Below are 18,290 nucleotides of genomic sequence, written 5' to 3' on the forward strand. Positions count from 1 at the left end.
GCGTCCTAGAGCTTCACCACCTGCCGGCGCGTGATGCGGCCGGTGCCGGCTTCCTGCAGCTGCACGATATATACGCCTGCCGGAAGCCCGGTGAGGTCGAGCGTATAGCGGTCGCTGCTGAAGGTGGCGGGGCGGCTCAGTACGGCACCCTGCTGGGTGAGCAGCTGCACCGCGTAGGTCTTACCCTTCCCGCCTTCGAGGAATACCGTCACGCGGTTCTGCGTCGGGTTCGGTCCGAGGGTCACCGCTTCGGCGGGTGCTTCTTCGGCCGGCGCCGCGATGCTGCGTGCCGTTGCCGGGGCTCCGCCAGCGTCGCCGCTCATGGTGATGGTACCGCAGTTGTTGATGGTCACATAGAAGCTCGACGTAGTGGAAGCACAGTAGCCCGCGCCCGAAGGCGTTGCCTTCACCTGCACCATCACCCGCACCGGCGCGCCGGTGTTGTTGACCGGTGTGGCCGAAATGGTGGTTCCGGTACCGGAGGTGGGCAGGCCGAGCGCCACGGGGTTGGAGCCCGACACCGACCCGATAGCCCAGGTATAGGTGATCGTGGTCTGCGACGACTGCGGCGACGAGAAGGTGATCAGGAGCGGGGTGCCGCTGCAGATCGTGCGGTTGGAGGTGCCGCTCACTTCCACTTTCGGGCTGATGATCAGGTCGGTGCTGGCACTGCCGCCACAGCTGCCGGCCGCTGCCCCGAGGGTATAGGTCACGCGGTAGGTGCCCGCCGACGAGGCCAGCGTATTCACGGCACCAGTACTTGTGTTGAGGCTGAGACCGGTCGGGGTTCCGGTGCTCATGTTGATGTAGCTATAGCTGCCACCCGGTGTGCCCGACAACCGCGGTGTTACCACGCCTGTCGAAGCGCAGAGCGGGGCTCCAGGGTAGACGATATCGCTCACCGCGCGGTTTACCGTCAGCGTAGTCGTTACCGGGCTGCCGGAGCAGGAACCGATATACGGCGTGATGGTATAAGTGGTGGCGATGGTGGCGCTGGCTGTCAGGTTCTGCGCCAGGAAGGCCGGGATGGCCGGGCTGGAAGAAGACACCGCACCGGTGGCTAGAGCGCCCACCGCGGTATTGGTATGCGTCCAGCGGAAAGTCATACCCGTTGCCTGGTTGCCCTGCAGCCCGATGGGCTGCGACATCGAGCCGGAGCATACCACCTGGTTGCCACCCGTTACCACCTGCACCTGCGGTGCGGCCTGGATGCGGATGACGTATTCCGAGGAACCCACTTTGCATCCTGCCGGCGGTGTAACAACCGGCGCTACGGATACCTGGGCCGATATCTGGGCTCCGGTAGCGTTGGCGCTGGTGAAGGCCGGGAGGGCCGTGCCGGTGCCGGTGGTGTCCTGGGCATTCATACCGATCCGCAGACCGCCGCGCACCGTCCAGCGGTACTGCGTACCAGCGGGGAAGTTACCCGTAAAGGTCTGTGCGGGCACGGAAACGCCGGCGCAGTAGTCGCGGTTGGGCACCGTAGCGGGTGCCAGCTGGCCTACATAGATCGTAGTGGTCGTGCTTGTTGCCGTGGCGCAGGTGCCGTTGCTGACCGCGTTCACCGTGTAGGTGACATTGGCCGGCAGGGCGCCCGTAGCGAAGGAGGCAGCGCCGGAGGCATTGAGCTGGAGCGTCACCGGGTTGGCACCGTTGGTCAGGTAGGTCACCTGGCCGTTGGCGGGGCCGCCGCTGATGTTGATAGTAGTTGATCCGCCCACGTTGCAGATATACTGTGCCTGGGGTACCAGCTGCACCGCGAAGGAGCCGAGGTCGGAGATCACCACCGTTCCGGTCATGGTCACCTCGAAACCAACGCTGTTGGATGCCACGATCGTGTAGGTGCCCGCGGTGAGCGGCCCGAAGCTGAGGGCCGCGCCGGTGCCGGCTACCGCCGCACCCTGGTTGACGGCGCCTTTCTTCAGCTGGTAGCTGATGCCGGTTTCGGAGCCTGAAAGCGTTGCGGTGCGGCCGATGCCGTCGCAATAACCGCCCGAACCCGAGAAGGTAAAGGTGGCTGGGGCGCCAACCACCGTGACGGTGACGGCCGTAGAGGTAGCCGAAGAGCAGCCACCCGAGTTGACGAGCGCACGGAACTGTGTCGTTTGCGAGAGGTTGCCTGTCTGGGCGCCGGTGAGGGTAGCCGAGGACACGGCGACCGGCGTCCAGTTGATGCCATCCGTGGAGCGCTCCCAGCCCGTTACCGTACCGGTGTGGCCGGAGAGGGAGAGGGTGGCGGGCGCCTGGCCGGAGGTGATCGACTGGCTGGACGCTACTGTTCCACCCACGGCGGCGCCGGGCACGGTCACGGTTACCGTGGCGGCACCCGATACATTAGCCGTGCAGGGTGCGTTGCCGCCTTCTGCACGCAGGTAATAGGTGGTAGTGCTGGTGGGCGACACCGTAACCTGGGCGTTGGCGCTGGCGATGGCGCTGCCTTCCGCCTGGGTAAAGGCAGCGTCGCGGTACCACTTCCACTGTGCACCCGCGGCCAGGGAGCCGCCGGTCTGCGTCAGGATTACGTTGGTGCCTGCGCATACGGTGGATTGCGAAGCGTTCAGCACCGTGGGCGCCACGGAAGGTGTGGCTACCGTAACGGCTACCGAACCTGTGGCCGAGCAGCCCTGGCTATTGCTGGCGGTCACCGTGTAGGTAACGTTGCCCGTGGGCTTCGTGTACACGCTGGTCGCGGCGGTGCCGGTATAGGCGGTGGTGGCGCCGGCATTGGTATAAAGTCCGGTGTAAACACCCGGGCTCACCGTCCACACCATATTGGAGGTGCCGACAGCCTGGAAGCCCATATTCACCCGCGACGAAGACGTGGTGAAACCGGTGGTGGCGCTGCAGTGGGCCGGAGTGTTATCGGCGCTGCTGTAAGCGGCCCCACCCGTGGTGGTGGTCGTGGTTACCGTAGCCGAGGTGCTTGCCGTACCGCTGTTGTTGTTATTGTAGCAGAATTCAACCACGAGGTTCGAGGTGCCGTTCCAGGTGAAAGGAGTGGCCAGCACGTGGTTGGCGGTAAACGGCGCGGTGCCGCTGAGCGTGAGCGTCGTTGCCGGCAATACCGTCGTCAGGCCGGTTTCCGCAGTGCTGGTCAGCGCCGTCGTCGACGTATTCTTCATCGAAATGGTGAAGTTGGCAAAGACAGCCGGCTGCACGGTGAGCGCCGTAACGGGAATGCTGATACTGTTGATGACGCTGCCGCTGCTGAGGCCGATGGCGGTCAGCTCGGAAGCCTTATACAGGTATTGGATCTTTTGTGCGCCAAAGCTGCCGCGGTAGGGCGTTACCGTGGACGAGCTGCCGGTGCCGGCGCCGATGGTGCCGCTGCGGTAGGTGGTGGAGGCAGCGGTAAGCTGCTGCACCGAGCCCTGGCATACCGACGCGCTGACAGGCGTGATGGCCGGCGTAGACGGAACCGGGTTCAGCGTGATGCTGGTAGCAGCCGATGTTGCCGAGCAGGACGTCGTGCTGTTGGTCACCCGCAGGCTGAACAAGCCGCTGACAATGCCGGAGCCGTCGTTGGTGAGGTTAAAGCTCGCACTGCCGGCGCCGGCGATAGCGCTGCCGTTGCGCAGCCACTGGTACACCGCGCTGCCGCCATTGGTAATCGACGAGTTCAGCAGCAGGCTTGAGGCGCACTGGGCCGTCGTTGCAGAAGGTGTGATGGTCACGGTCGGCAACGTGTTTACGGTCACCGTAACGGGTGCGCTGCCGGTGGAGCCGCAGTTGTCTGTAACCGTCAGCGTGTAAGTGGTCGTTTGGCCCGGCGACACGCTGAAGGAAGCCGCGGTGCTCACTACCTGGTCGTTTGCATCCTTCCAGGAATAAGCATAGGGCTGGCCGCCGCCGCTGACGTTTGCCGTAAGCGTGGTTGATCCGCCAACACAGATCGCGGGCTGTGCTGCAGCCGGTGCCATTACAAGCGCGCTGCCCACCGTAATGAGGCGGCTGGCGCTGATGGAGCAGCCCGAGGCGGTCTGCGTTGCCGTCAGCGTATAGGTTGTCGTTTGCGCCGGAACCACGTTGAAGGAAGGCGACGTGCTCACCGTTGAGGTGCCGTCGCTCCAGCTGTAGCTGGTGATGGCGGCCGGCGCGCTGTTGCGCACGCTCAGCAGGTAGTCTTCCTGTTCGCCATAGCCAACGGTTTGGGTGGACGAAGTGATCAAGCCTTCGTTTGCGATCACTCGCATCCGCATCAGGCCGATGGCGGTCGTGGGGATAGTGAAGCTACCGGTTTCGGTATGCGCACCCGAGGTGGTGGCAGCCGACGTGTACACCATTTCCGCGGCACTGAACGCACCGTCGCCGTCGAAGTCTACAAACACGGCAACTGCGTGGGAGAAGCCCGTACCGGCATCCGAAGTAGTGACCGAGAAGTCGTACGACTGGCCTGCGCTAACGGTGTAGGGACCAAAGGCCGAGAAATCGGAATAAGCGCCGGCAGTGCCGGTAGCAACACCGAGCGTGCCGGTAAGGGAGTTGCGCGTGGAGCTGTTATTGAACAGGGTGGTGGCACCCTGGCCGAAGGTCACATTCGCGATGTCTTCATCCGTAACCGGGTTCGTCACGACACCCGCTGTGTATGCAGGCGCCGGGAGGTTGTTGGTGAAGACAGCCGACAGGTTCGTAGTGGCACCATTACACAGGTTGGTATTGGTGGCATTGGCCGTCAGCTGGTAGCCGGCGAGGTTCACCGTGGCCGCGATGGTCGCTGTGCCGGAGCAGCCTGTGAAGGCGCCGCCCGAGTTGTCGGTAGCGGTAACGGTGTAGGAACCGCTCTGCGTGGGCGTGGCTGTAACGGCGGCACCGGTGGTGGCGCTGAGACCGTTGCCGGTCCAGCTATAGCTGTAAGAGCCGTTGGCACTACCTGCGCTGAGCGAGATGGTGGCGCCGGCACAGATCGATACGTTGCCGTTCACCAGCGGGCTGGCGGTAATGTTCACCGCCGGCGGCGTAGATACCGTCACTGCCACAGCCTGGCGGGCCGATTCGCAGGTGCCGATAACGGCCGCGGCATAGTAGGTCGTATTGGCAGTAACGTTGGGAGAATAGCTGTTGGTGGTGGCCACAGCGGTGCCGCCCGTCGGAACGGTGTACCACTTGATCGTGGCCGAGCCGGCGGGGTTTGCCGAGAGCGTCACGCTGCCCGCGCCGCAACGGGTTACCGAAGCGGAGGCGAGGGTGAGTGCCGGCGTATTCACCACGAGCTGGAGCGGTGCGGGTGCAAAGCAGACGGCACCCAGGCTGTCCTTCACCGTTACACGATACCAGGTGGTAGCGGTAATGGCGGCGGGCTCCGCGTAAGCCGCGGCGCTCGTCGAAGGCGTGATGGGGCTATAGCTGCTGCCGTCGGTGGAGCGCTCCCACACCAGGAACGGTGTGCGGTAGGTGCCGCCGCCGAGCGTGATGGTGGGCGTTGCGCTGATGCAGATGGGGTTGGTACCACCCGATAGCGTACCCGAAGCGGGCTGCACCGACACGATGCTTGTAGCCGTGGCGCCGCACTGGCCGCCGCCGGTCTGGTTGGCAAGCACCGAGTATGTGTAGTTGCCCGAAGTGGACGACTTGAAGTATACCGTGGTGGCACTGGTACCGCTGGTATAGGCCTGTGTGGCAGCGGCATCCGTATACAGGTTGGCTACCGGGCTCCATACGTAAGTGTTGAAGTCCGTCGTGGCGGAGGTCACCGACAGGGCTGTGATCGTGTTGTTACAGATCGTCTTGTTACCCGTGATGGTCAGTATCGGCGGGTCGGTCACCGTGGCGGTCACGGGCACGCGGGTGCCGGTGCAGCCGTTGTTGACCACGAAATTGTAGAAGTAGTAATAATATCCGCTCAGCGTGCTGCTCGTAAGCGTCAGCGTCGGCGAAGCGTAGGGGAATGCGGCGCCGCCATCGTTGCGCAGCACACCGGCATTAACGGTGAACGCCATCCGGTAGCTGCCCGGCGTGAGCGTGAAGCTCACCGGCACCGTCTGCACCTGTGCATTGCTGATCGATCCCTGCACCGTACTGGTGAAGGTATAGGTGGCAACCGGCACTGTGGTGCTCACCGAAGGCTGGAAGATGCCGATGGTGTAGCTGGAACCCACGGCACCGGTCGGGTACACATCCACCGAGGAAATGGTCGTGGTGGAGAGCACATCGAAGTTGATACCTGCGCTGTTGGTTGTGGTCTGCGCATCGAGCAACGTCGAGATGCCGGTGTTGGGCGCGCCCACCGATACCAGCGACCCGCCGGAGGTTACGGAAGCGTAGAAGTTCGTGGTGCTGCTGATCGACGGCGTGGTGAAGCTGCTGCCGCTGCCCAGCACCGTGCCGCCCGTGAGGGCGCTGTACCAGGTGATGATTTCACCGGGGGCCGCGCTGGCGCCCAGAACCACCGTACCCGTGCCGCAACGGGAGGCCGGCGTGGTGCCGGTAACCTGCGGGTTGGTCACATTCACGGTGAAGGTGTTGCCGGTGCTGGCAACCGTTCCGTTCACGTCGGTTACAACCACCGTGTAGGTGGTGCTCGCCGTGGGCGAAACCGTGAGGGTATTCAGCATCGAGGGCGAGGTCTGCGTCTGCAGCGTACTGCCGTTGGCGCTCCACACATAGGTGTAGGGAGGACAGCCGCCGAGCACGTTGGCAGAGATGGTGGTGCTGGCCACCGCGGTGACACAGTAGTTGTTGTTCGTAGCGCTCATGGAGCCGATGCTGATCGGCTGTGCCGTGATGTTCACGGTAGTGGCGCCGGAGTAAGAGCAGCCGGCGGCGTCGGTAACATTGGCTGTCCAGGAGGTCGAGGCCATTACGCCTACCGCAGTCGGGTTGGCGATCGCCGCATTGTCGAGGAAGGTCGACGGAGTCCAGCTGTAGTTCATCTGCGTCGATGCAGGCAGGAAGGTGTATACTGTTCCGGCGGCGGGTTGTACGGCATTGTCATCCTTGACGACACCGGAGAGGGCATAACCGGCGGCGACGTTCACACCGAGGTAATTGGTGTTGACGGCACCGGTGAGGCCGATGGAGGCCGATGCGGGCGCGCCCATGGCACCATAGTGGTATTCGATCTTGCCGCTCGTTTCGTAGAGCCAGGCCTGGAAGGTGGAATTGGCGGCTCCCGTCGTACTGCGGGGCAGGGTCACAAACCACTGAACAATCAGGATGCGGTTCGGGGCCGTGCCGGTAACATAGTATTTCACCGAGCCGTCGGTACCGGTGGAGAGGTCATCCCACAGGGGGCTCAGCTTCGGAACGTTGGTATTCTCGTTGAGGTTGTTGGAGAAGTCGCTGGCAGCCGTCATCGACGCGTTGCCCAGCATCAGCCAGCCGTCGGTGGCGGCAGCGAAATGCGTATAGTTCACGCCTTCATAAGGGAAGCTGAAACCAATGGCGGTCGCGGCGCTCGCAGCATCATCGTTGCCCGAGAACGTCAGCGCCGTAGCGCCGGTCATCGGGTCGAGTGTGCTGCCGGTACCGCTTGCAAAAGAATAAGTGTTGGCCGTCTGCACCGCGGTTGCCGCAGCGAGCACGGAAACGTTTTGTCCCGAGCAGATAGTGGCCGGCGTCGCGCTGACGGTGAGCGCCGGAACAGGAACATAGCGAAGCGCGGTGCTGCCGGTGGCCGTACAGCCGTTGGCGTCCGTGCCGGTAACGGTATATACCATCGAGCCCGTCAGTGTAGCCGTCACTGTTGCCGTATTGGTGGCGCTGAGGCCTGTGGAGGGGCTCCAGGCATAGGTGCCGGCACTGCCGCTGGCGGTCAGGTTCACCGGTACGTTGTTGCAGATGGTCGTTGCGGACGGGGTCACCGTCAGCACTCCCGGAACATTCACGTTGACGGTGAAGAACTTCTCACCGGTCTGGTTGGAGTTATCGGTCACCAACAGGTAGTAGTTGGTGGTAACGGTGGGCGCAACGCTTGCGTTGGCACCGGTAAAGCTGCTGCCGCTGTATACCAGCACTGCCGGACCACCGCTAAGCGTGTCGGAGGCCTGTGTGGCATTACGGAAAAGGCGGTACCGGAAGGGGTTGCAGCCACCCGTGAGGTTGGGGGCGATGGCAACGGAGGTGCCGGGGCAGACGGCCGTGGCCGGCGTCATGGTCAGCCCGCTGATATTGGGCGCGCCGGTAGCCAGGGTAATGGTGGTTTGCGCCGTATTGCTGCAGCCCGAAGCACCGGTTGCGGTTACCGTGTAGGTAGTCGTGGCGCTGAGGTTAGATACAATGGGATTCTGGGCGGTGTTGTCGCTCAGGAACGTAGCGGGCGACCAGCTGTAGGTATAGGGCGCCTGTGCCGAAGCGGGTGCGCCGAAGGCATAGTAGCGCCCCGAAACCGGCTGGCCCGAAACCGCGTCGTCGGCAGTGGTAACGCTGTTGGTGTTGCTGCTTACCGTTACGCTGTTGAAGTTGCTGCTCGAAGCGCCGGTGAGGCCTACAGAGGCGCTCATGCTGGAAGAGCCCATCGTACCGTAGCGGAATTCGATGCGGCCGGTGGTTTCATACAGCCAGGCCTGGAAGGTGGAGTTGGCCGCGGCGCTGTTGCTGCGCGGGATGGTCACGAACCACTGGATGACCAGGATGCGGTTCGGTGCCGTGCCTTTCATCACGTAGCTCACATTGCCCGTGGAGCCCGTGGAAAGATCATCCCAGTAAGGTGAGATCTTGGGCAGCTCGGAACTGCTGGTGAGCGAGTTGCTGAAGCTGCTGGAGGGCGTGAACGTGGAGGTGCCGAGGCGGACCCAGCCGTCGGGCGACACCGCGAACTGCGTATAGTTGGTGCCCTCGTAAGGAAAGTTGAAGCCGATGGCAGTGCTGGTAGCCATTGGCGTATCGTCATCGCCCGAAGAGAGGGCAACCGTGGCGCCCGTCATCGGGTCGATGGCGGCACCGGTGCCAGTGCTGAACAAATAATTTTTCACCGTGGCCGGAATGTTGGCCACCGTGGTATTGAGCGTGGCGATCTGGTTGGAACAGATCGACGACGCCGACGGCGTGATGGTCACCGCCTGTGCCGGCACATAGGTTACGATGCGCGATGCGGTTCCGGTACATCCGTTGGCGTCGGTGCCCGTAACGGTATAGGTAACATTACCCACGGCGCTGGCAGTTACGGAGGCGCCGGTGGTGGCGTTGAGTCCGCCGGCCGGTGACCAGGCGTACGTCACGGCGCCGCTGGCGGTAAGTGATGCCGTGCCGTTGGCACACACGGTAGCTGTGGCGGGACTGATACTGAGGCTGGGAGTTGTGAACACTGTTACGGTGAAGAGGCTGACATCGCTGCTGTTGTTGTTGTCATAAATGGCCAGCAGGTAGTTGGTAGTGCCGGTGGGCGCCACCACGGCATTGCTGCCGCTGAAGGTGCTGCCGCTGTACAGGAGTGTGGCCGGGCCGCCGCTGAGGGTATCGGCAGCCGAAGCCGCGTTGGCCCAGAAGCGGTATACGAAGGGACCACATCCGCCGGCCAGGTTGGCATTGATCGTAATGCCCGTGCCCGGGCACACCGAAGTGGCAGGTGTACGCGTGAGGCCGCTGAGGCTCGGGGCACCGGTGCTGAGCGCCACAGAGGTGCTGGACGTGCTGGCGCAACCGTTCGAAGCAACTGCCTGTACGGTATAGTTGGTGGTGGCGTTGAAAGCGCTGGTGACCATCGGGTTTTGCACCAGCGGATCGCTCAGGAAGGTAGCCGGGGCCCAGGTGTAGCCCGAAAGGGTGGTGGGCAAAAACTGGTATACCGTGCCCGAAGCGGGTGCTGCGGTGACGGCATCGTTGGGCGTTACATATTCAATTACCTGGTTCGAAGGGGTCACGCTGAGGAAGTTGGTGCTGACGGCACCGGTGAGGCCTACCGAAGCACTTACAAGCGTACCGGTGTTGCCGTAGCGGTATTCGATCTTTCCGCTCGTTTCGTAAAGCCAGGCCTGGAAGGTAGCGTTGGCGGCTCCTGTGGTATTGCGCGGGATGGTCACAAACCACTGGACAATCAGGATGCGGTTCGGCGCCGTGCCGGTAACAACATACTTCACACCACCGTCGGTGCCGGTCGAGAGGTCATCCCACAGGGGGCTCAGCTTCGGTATATTGGTGTTCTTGTTGAGGCCGTTGGTAAAGTCGGCGGCAGCCGTCATCGACGAAGCACCCAGCATCAGCCAGCCGTCGGTGGCAGCAGCGAAATGCGTATAGTTCACGCCTTCATACGGGAAGCTGAAACCGATGGCGGTGGCGGCGCTCGCGGCGTCGTCGTTTTCGGAGAAGGTCAGGGCCGTGGCTCCGGCCATCGGGTCGAGGCTGCCGGTGCCCGCACTGAATTTATAGCCTTTGGCCGTCGTTGGCACCGAGGCGCCCGATGCAAGCTGCGACGTAGCGCCCGCGCAGATCTGGTTGGGCGTTGCCGTAGCCGCGCTCATGGTAACACCCGGAATCAGGCTTACCGGGCTGGCCGCGGTGGCGGTACAACCGAATGCGTTCGTGCCGGTTACGGTATAATTGGTAGAAGCCGAGGGGTTGGCGGTCACCGACGCCGTATTCGTAGCGCTCAGGCCGGATGCGGGGCTCCAGTTGTACGTAGTGGCACCGCTTGCAGTAAGCGTAACGGCCGTCCCTCCCGGCGTACAGATCGTGCGGCTGCTGGCATTGATCGAAACCGTAGGATTCGGGTTCACGTCAAGCTGGATCACCTGGGCATTTTGAGTGGTGCCGGAGCAGGTTGCTGTAAACACGTAGTAATATGTTCCCGCGCTGAGTCCGGAGCCCACGGTCAGGCTCGGGCTCGTGGCACCGCTGACCGGCGCAAGAAGGTTACCGTTTCCATCCGCGGTATACCACTTATAGCTCACCCCTACTGCCGTCGTATACGAGTTCATCGAAAGCTGCTGGCTGCCGTTGATACAGATGGAATATCCGTTCCCGTTCGGGTTGCCGGCCTGCAGGTTGCCGGGATCACAGACGGGCAGCGACACTTCGTCGGCGCCGTAAAGCGGCACAGGGCTGTTGGCCGGCCGTCCTTGCCCGTCGATGTCTTTGTTCAGGAGTGTGGAGTTTGCGGTCACCACCGAATTGTCGCCACCGTACATCAGGTTCGCTTCGTCGGTTGCGTCGAGATGCAGGTCGGCGTTATTCAGGAAGGGGGGCTGTACCGAAGCGGCGTAGGAACCATTATCGTTGGTGCCTGCAGAAGAAAGGGTGCTGGTGAGTGCGCGCGAATTCGTGGTCGGTGTCGTAACGGTCTTGTTGAAAGCGGAAGCTTTATAATACACGCTGCCCGCCGACAGGATCGTATCGGAAGCCGAATAGTAAGCGTTGTTGTTCAGGGTCAGGTTCATCGACACCGTAGGGCCGCTCGGGAGGGTCACCGCCGTGCGGTTCATCTGCGATCCGTTAGAAACGGGACGGGTCATCTGGTTCGAGAAGATGTTGTTACGGACGTCGATGCCGGTGGCCGAAGTGCTCGTAATATGAAGCGCGTTGGTGATATCGGTGCCCGTGCCGCCTAGGATAGTGCCGTACAGGTTCACCGAGTTGTGGTAGATCTTATGCCCGGTACCGGAGGATACATAAATACCCGTTTTCCCCGAGGTGGAGGTCAGCGAACCGATGGCGTAGCCGTTCACGTCGGAAACAAAGTTGTTGAACATCATTACGTTGTTGCCGCTCGTATGGGCAATACCGCGGGCGGCGGCGCCGGAGCTGTAGTCGTTATATACATTGCTTACCTGGTTGAAGGAAAGCTCGATGCTCGGTGTGGCGGTGGCGCTGGTTACGGTTGCAATGCCGGTAACGCTGCTGCCGCTGACGTTATGAATACCACTGACGACGTTTCCTTTGACCTGGGCGGCGATAGCCAATGCCGTGACCTGGATGCCCGCCGCGGCCCCGGAGAAGCCACCGACATTGTTATTAGACACACCGGAAACCGTATTGTTGTTCAGTGTGATAGTTCCACCCGTGGCGCCGATGTTGGCTGCAAGCTCGATACCGTAGCTGCTGGTCAGCAGGTAGGAAACAATGTTGCGGACGGTATTGCCGGAGATGTCGAGCGAGGTAACACCCGAAACGTAAATACCCCGTATATATACGGTCGTCGCGGGGCTGGTATAAGGCGCGGAAACGCCGGACAAGGATCCGGCGGCGCCAATTACGTTATTGGTAATTGTCAGTTGATTCGTATTTGTTGTTGCTCCTCCCGCGAAAACGATACCGCGACCTACCTGGTTGATGGCACAGTTCGTTACGGTGAAGTTGTTCGCCGTAAATGTCGCCGTCGTACTCATCGTCGGTGTCACCGACGATGTAGCGGTGAGCGTTGAATTGGTGGAGCTGGCGCCCGAACCTACCAGCACACCAAACTGGGTGCCGGCCGCCGACGTGGAAGATGTAACCGTCGAAGCGTTACCGCCGGTGATGCCGCCATTCAGGCTGACATTCCTGATGATAATACTGTTGGCCGTAGTATTACTGGTGCCTGTTGCCACGCGGATCACCGAGTTGTAGGTCGTGGAGGAAGTATTGTTGATGGTGAGGTTGCGGTTGGTGCCCCCGGAGTTGGGGTTGTCGCCGTCGATGGTGACGTTGTCGGCACCATTGAGCTGAATCACGCCGAAGCCGGAAGCAGGATTTCCGGTAACCGTTACTCCATCCACACCTGGCCGGATACTGACGCTGGTATAAGAGGCCGACCCGATACCGCTGTTGTTCAGGGTGGCGGGCGTCGTACCCTCGGTGGTATTGCCGTTCAGCGTCACGGTGACCACACCCTGGTGCGTACCGGCGTTGATTGCGTCGAAAGCCAGCTTAAGGGTTGTATAACTACTGGATAGCGAACTTCCCGTTGTGGATGTAACGGCAACATTCTGGGCCTGGGCGGCCATAGCGCACGCAAGAGTGCAGAGCACAGCAAAAAGCTTCCTCATAAACGTAGGTTGTTTTTTTGGTCTTGGCCAGTAAGGGCAAAAAGGGGTCCGGCCGGCTATACGAAGACGGCTCAACGGGTGTTGAAGACAGGAAAGCAGGAAGCAGCGAAACGCCACTCCACGAGGAGTTTAAAAGAGGTTAGAGCGGAGGTTTTGAAAGGTTAGTTTTGGTTGTTTGGCTGGCTAGCGGGCGGAAAGTAAAGCCCTGTTTTCTTGGAAACGAAAGGTCAGTAGTGCAAGTCTAATCTTCTGCTAATATAGAATCTTCATTTCAACCGCCGGATGAAAAACTTCTTTTTTTCTTTGAAGCCGGCAAAATCCTCGGCGAAATAAGAATATGGGTTGCCTATTGCGTTTTCGGAATAGCCGATGCCCCCCGCCCGTATTACTACGGAAGCCCCCTGTATATAAAGGAATGACGCCGGCAGCCATCCGGCAGCAGCAACTGCAGGAAGTAGGTACCCGGTTTAGGAGGTGCAGGCAACTCATGCCAAACGGTGCCGACCGTAAGCATCAGCTGCTTCCGGTACAGGAGCCGGCCATCGGCAGCATAAAGTGCAACGCTGGCACTACTGGCTTCCATCGCCTTTATGCGCAGGCGCAACCGGCCTGCTTCCGGCACCAACAATATACTTTCCGCTCCCTGGCGCCGCAGTTGCAGCACCGTTCCCAGGCTGCTGCGGCCGTCATGGTCGGTTTGGCGTACGCGGTACCAGGCACCGCCTTCCGGCAGCAAACTATCTACATAATGATAGTCAAGCCGGCTTGTGCTGTTTCCCCCGGGGGCTGCCGAAGGCAGGGCGGCCAGGACTTCGAAGTGTCGCGCGTCGCGGGAACGCTCCACTGTAAAGCCGGCATTGTTCGCCTCGGTGGCCGTCGCCCACTCGAGCACCCCGCCCGCCTGCGTGCTTCGTCCGCGGAAATACAACAGACGTACCGGCAGCGGCGTGCCGGTGCCGGAAAGAGCAAATGGAGAAAAGCTTCTTTGCCCCGAAAGCGTTACCGTACGCATGCCGCCGGCAGACACGGGGGGCAGCCCGGCGCCATTGTCGGCGAGGTACCAGCCATTGCTGTAATGGTAAGCATCCACCGAAACAGGATTTGTCCATAAAGCATCGGGATAAGAAAAACTAAGGGTGGCAGCTGTTGTGACCGGTGCCGCCGCAGGTAGTATATGCCAGACGCGCGGCAGGGCCTGCCCGCTGTTGATGGCCGGGTAACCGGCAAAGCCCGCCTGCACGCGTACCGCCCAGTCGATCCCCCCGGCATGGCTTACGGTCACCGGCGTGTAGGTGGCCGCATCCGACCCGACGGGGAAAAGCTGCGTCCCATTAAGTGCGACGCGCTTGAGCATACCGCTGCTGCCCGTTACCACGAACGCGGCGGCCGAGCCGCCGCTGATGACACCCGCTGTAAGCGTATGCGCACCGAGGAACAAGGGGCCAGCTGTTAAAAGAAGAGCACCCGTATTAACCGCACCGGCAAGTTGCACACCGGCGCTATTGTCGATCTGCATTCCGGCATATTCGAGGGCGGGCACCGTTTGCAGGGTGCTCCCATTGAACGCAATGGTGCAGTTGGGAATAGCAGTGAGGGCGCCGGCATGCAGCATGCCGCTGATACCGATGGTACCGGTCGGAAACTGCGGTGCGCTTGCGCCCGACAGGTCGAGGTGCACGTAGTTGCGCGCGGTGACTGCCTGCCCGCTGCCGGTATAATGAATAGTGCCCCCGCTGCCGATGCTGACGGCAGCCACCGGCAGGGTACCGCCAATGCCCGAAGCATGTGACGTGCGCAGACCACCATTGATCGTAACCGTGCCGGTGCCGTTAACCACGTTGTTTCCTGCGTCGAGCGTGCCGTCTACACGCAGCACACCGGCGCTGATGTCCGCGCGAAGCGTGATGGTATGCCCGCTTTGTATCGTCTGCTTGTTAGCCGCACCGGGGATCGCGGTGGCAGGGGCCCAGCCGGCACCCGTTTGATATTCCCAGGTAGCCGGATCGTCATAGTAGCCGCTCTGCGCGGTGCGGTAGTCGGCAACGGCTTCGGAAAAAACCACGTTTCCCCGCAACACCAGGTTGTCGATCCGGAAATTGCCGGAAGTGCCCCCCCAGGGAAAAAGCCGGAAGGTGACCGTCCCGGTGAGATTGGCGAAGGCCGCGCCCGGTGAAAACAATACCGGCGCCTGCGTGGTGCCCACGGCAGCGGTGCCCAGGTCGGTGGCGAAAGCATCGAGGCTGCTGCGCAGGCTGACATGCGTGGCGCCGGCGGCGGTGCGCAGTGTTTCGAAAGCAATGGCGCTGACATTGAGCCCATGATCCGCGGCGGCGCTCACCTGGAACTCGATGTACTTGGCCGGATCCGGCGAAGCCGGCCAGCTGGTGTTGGTGCTGAGCAGGGTTGCCGCCGTGGTGGCACCTGGCGTGTTGCCATTGCCGTTGCAGCTGATCCCCGCAAGTGAAATATTGCTGAACGTGAGATGATCCGCCACCACGGAAGGCATATAGGCAGTGCCGTTTGCACAGGCGGCGGCTGCATTGAACGTATATACACCCGCGATGCCAAAACTGTTGACACTCACCGGACTACTGATACTATAGGCATCGCTCGCGGCCTGTAGGGTGGCCGTGCCGCTGCCGGTAAAATAAAGTCCGCTGAAGGTAGCAAGCCCCGCAACCGGCGTAGTGCCGATCACACCATCAATGCCCAGGGAGGAAGAAAGACTTACCGGCGACACGAAGTCCACATCGCGATTGCCGCCGGCATCGACCACTTCTACCGACACGGCGGGGCTCAGCGCCACGTAGGGGTCGGCCCAAGCAGGCACAGCCTGTGCAAACCGCATCTCTGTTCCCGCCACACTGTAGATGTTCGCCCCGCCGGCAACGCTTGTTACTGCCGGAAAGGCCGACAACTGCGATGAGTTTGCCGACACATCCGCAAGGATGTTTGCATTACTGATCTGGAACACGAAGCGCGCGCCATCCTTGTTAGCGGAACCGGTGCTGGCGCCGCCATTCACATTGGCTTTCACCGATAGCCGCAACGACAGGGTGAGGCTGCCATTATCGGGAACCACAACATTCGTGATATTGGTGAACTGCAGCTGGTCGCTGCCCGGGGGAATGGTCAGCGTGGCCTGCACCAGGGTGCCGCCCCGGAAAAGCGCGGCCGCCTCAATACCCGCGCTGAAATCAAACTGGTTCGCTGGCGGCGTATTGATGATAAGGCTCCGGATAATCGTTGGCAGCGCATCGTCATCGGGGCCCTCCGAGATTGTGAATTGCCACACCTGTACGCCTTGTGTAACATCGGTGATAGTTGCTGTATTGAGAAGGGAGGAGATACGCGCCGCCTCACCACCGGCGCTGCTGACGCCGCCCGAAAAACCGGGCACGTAACAGCTTGCAATCGTCCCGGAAGTATTGTAGTTATACGTGCTGTTCGTAGCCGACCCGGCATAAGGCAGCAGGAAGCAGGTGTAGTGCTTCGTTGCTATCAGCCCCGCCAGGATGGAGCTTGCCTGGCTGCTGTTGCTGACGAATGCCCCTACCGTCGCCCCGCCGATCGTACTGCCCGTAGCGTAAGCCGTTCCATCTACTGGCAGGTCGGCGGGCGATAACGAAACAGCTTTTCCTTCTTTATAAAGCAGGAGGTAGCCGTTGGCCGCGATGGCCGCGGAACTTGCCGACGGATAATCGATCTTAACGGAAGTATTGCCCTGCACCCCGGCAAAGGCAAGGCCCGCAGCGACCTGGCCGGTGGGCTCAGCGGCAAGCGTCGCCAGCGTACCCGAGGAGAGACCGGCACTGTACTCGGTGCTGCCGGCGGTGCCGTTGTATTCATATACGATGGCGATATAGGTTGTGGCAGCGCTCAGCCCGGTAATCGTCACCGAGGATCCGGTACCGTTGTACACCACTACGTTGGCGGCGCCAGTGCTGGCATTGCCCGGCCCGCTATAAGAACCGCTGCTGTTGACGGTGTATTCGGTGCCGCCTGCAGGAGCAATGGTAGTGGCACCGCCGGCCGGACGCAGCACCACGATGCGGCGGCTCCCGGTACCCGGCGTCCAGGAGAGGCTGATGGAATTCACCGTGCGGATCCCTGCCACCAGGGCGGTTGCCGGCTCGGGTACAGCAAGAGCGTGTTCACCTGCGAAGGCAGGGGATGCGGTTAAAGAACAAACGGTCAACGCCAGGATAATGCCGGCGCGCTTCTGCAACTGCATGGGTGTTGTTTTATAGGTTAGTTGGAGAAAGAAGAAACAGGGCCGTGGAAACAGCCCTGGACTACTACCAAGAAAAACGAAAACAAACCAAAACTGTGAGGACCAAACCAGCCCCGCGGCGCGGGGAGATCATAGGTGCAAGATGCAGCCGGCAGAAGGGCGAAAACAATAGGAAATCCTCAGAATATTATGAGTTTTTTCCCATGGAAATGTGGGAAGAAGGTTTGAGGGAAAGAGAAAGAAGGTTTGTCACCGCAAAGAGAATAAGGAAAGAAGTTGGTACGCTAAGTTGTTATACAAAAGGTCCCACCTGCGGTGGAGTATGCTCAATAAAGTGTGTCAGTTTAATAATGATTAAATTGATAAACGATGGAGAAGAAACCATTTGACTTTGAAGCTTTTGTGAGGGAGGCTGGCGAGCAGCTTCGTTCAGGCAAGCCTTTAGTGGGTGCGGAAGGTGTTTTTACACCACTTTTAAAGCGCGTTATTGAAGCTTCGCTGGAAGGCGAGTTGGATGCGCACCTGAAGGCGGGTAAAAGGGGTGGTGGCAACCGACGCAATGGCCACACACAAAAAAACATACAAAGCTCTTTGGGCGGTTTTGCTGTTTTTTCGCCCCGCGACCGCGACGCCTCCTTCGAGCCGCAGACAGTGGCCAAGCGCCAGCGGGTGATCTCCGAGGACATGGATCAGAAGATTTTAAGCCTCTATGGGATGGGGCTATCTTATTCGGACATCCAGCAGCATCTAAAAGAGATCTATGACTTTGATATCTCGGACGGAACCCTGACGGCGATTACCGACCGGATCATTCCGGCTATCAAAGAGTGGCAAAACCGGGTACTGGAGAGCGTTTATCCCGTGGTGTGGCTCGACGCCATCCACTTCAAGGTCCGCCAGGACGGCGTGGTGAAGACCCGGGCCATCTATTCCATACTGGCCGTTTCCACGGAAGGGCAAAAGGAAGTGATCGGCATTTACTTTGGAGAAAACGAGGGAGCGGCTTTCTGGCGCTCGGTGCTCGCTGATCTCAGGCACCGGGGCGTGGAAGACATCTGCATTGCCTGCATCGATAACCTGAAGGGGTTTGCAGAAGCCATAGAAGACTTATTCCCCCAGACCGAAGTGCAGCTGTGCCTGGTGCACCAGATGCGCAACTC

General features: G+C 60.9%; 4 protein-coding genes. 2 read left to right on the plus strand and 2 right to left on the minus strand.

Features of this window, described 5'->3' with window-relative positions; all coding sequences use genetic code 11:
• Positions 1–5: 5 nt before the first annotated feature.
• Together EPD60_RS07755 and EPD60_RS07760 are read right to left on the minus strand one after the other, a co-directional pair.
• Positions 6–12,896 carry an Ig-like domain-containing protein gene (locus EPD60_RS07755; RefSeq protein ID WP_131448536.1) on the minus strand — a complete coding sequence of 4,297 codons (12,891 nt, stop codon included), beginning with the start codon at positions 12,894–12,896 and terminating at the stop codon, positions 6–8.
• Between the two features lie 388 nt (positions 12,897–13,284).
• Positions 13,285–17,130, minus strand: a complete 3,846-nt coding sequence (locus tag EPD60_RS07760; protein ID WP_131448538.1) for a fibronectin type III domain-containing protein — start codon at positions 17,128–17,130, stop codon at positions 13,285–13,287.
• 44 nt (positions 17,131–17,174) lie between these two features.
• Here EPD60_RS07760 and EPD60_RS07765 point away from each other — a divergent pair, with 44 nt between their 5' ends.
• Both EPD60_RS07765 and EPD60_RS07770 read left to right on the plus strand, forming a co-directional pair.
• Positions 17,175–17,519 carry a hypothetical protein gene (locus EPD60_RS07765; RefSeq protein ID WP_131448540.1) on the plus strand — a complete coding sequence of 115 codons (345 nt, stop codon included), beginning with the start codon at positions 17,175–17,177 and terminating at the stop codon, positions 17,517–17,519.
• A partial coding sequence (locus EPD60_RS07770; protein WP_131448542.1) for an IS256 family transposase occupies positions 17,500–18,290 on the plus strand: 791 nt, incomplete at its 3' end. The genes EPD60_RS07765 and EPD60_RS07770, both read left to right, overlap by 20 nt.

Source organism: Flaviaestuariibacter flavus (assembly GCF_004337505.1).
GTDB classification, from domain to species: Bacteria; Bacteroidota; Bacteroidia; order Chitinophagales; family Chitinophagaceae; genus Flavisolibacter; species Flavisolibacter flavus.

What these genes read in the sequence shown, in the direction of transcription:
- EPD60_RS07755 (WP_131448536.1), bottom strand. Translation starts at nt 12,896, where the DNA reads ATGAGGAAGCTTTTTGCTGTGCTCTGCACTCTTGCGTGCGCTATGGCC.
- EPD60_RS07760 (WP_131448538.1), bottom strand. Translation starts at nt 17,130, where the DNA reads ATGCAGTTGCAGAAGCGCGCCGGCATTATCCTGGCGTTGACCGTTTGT.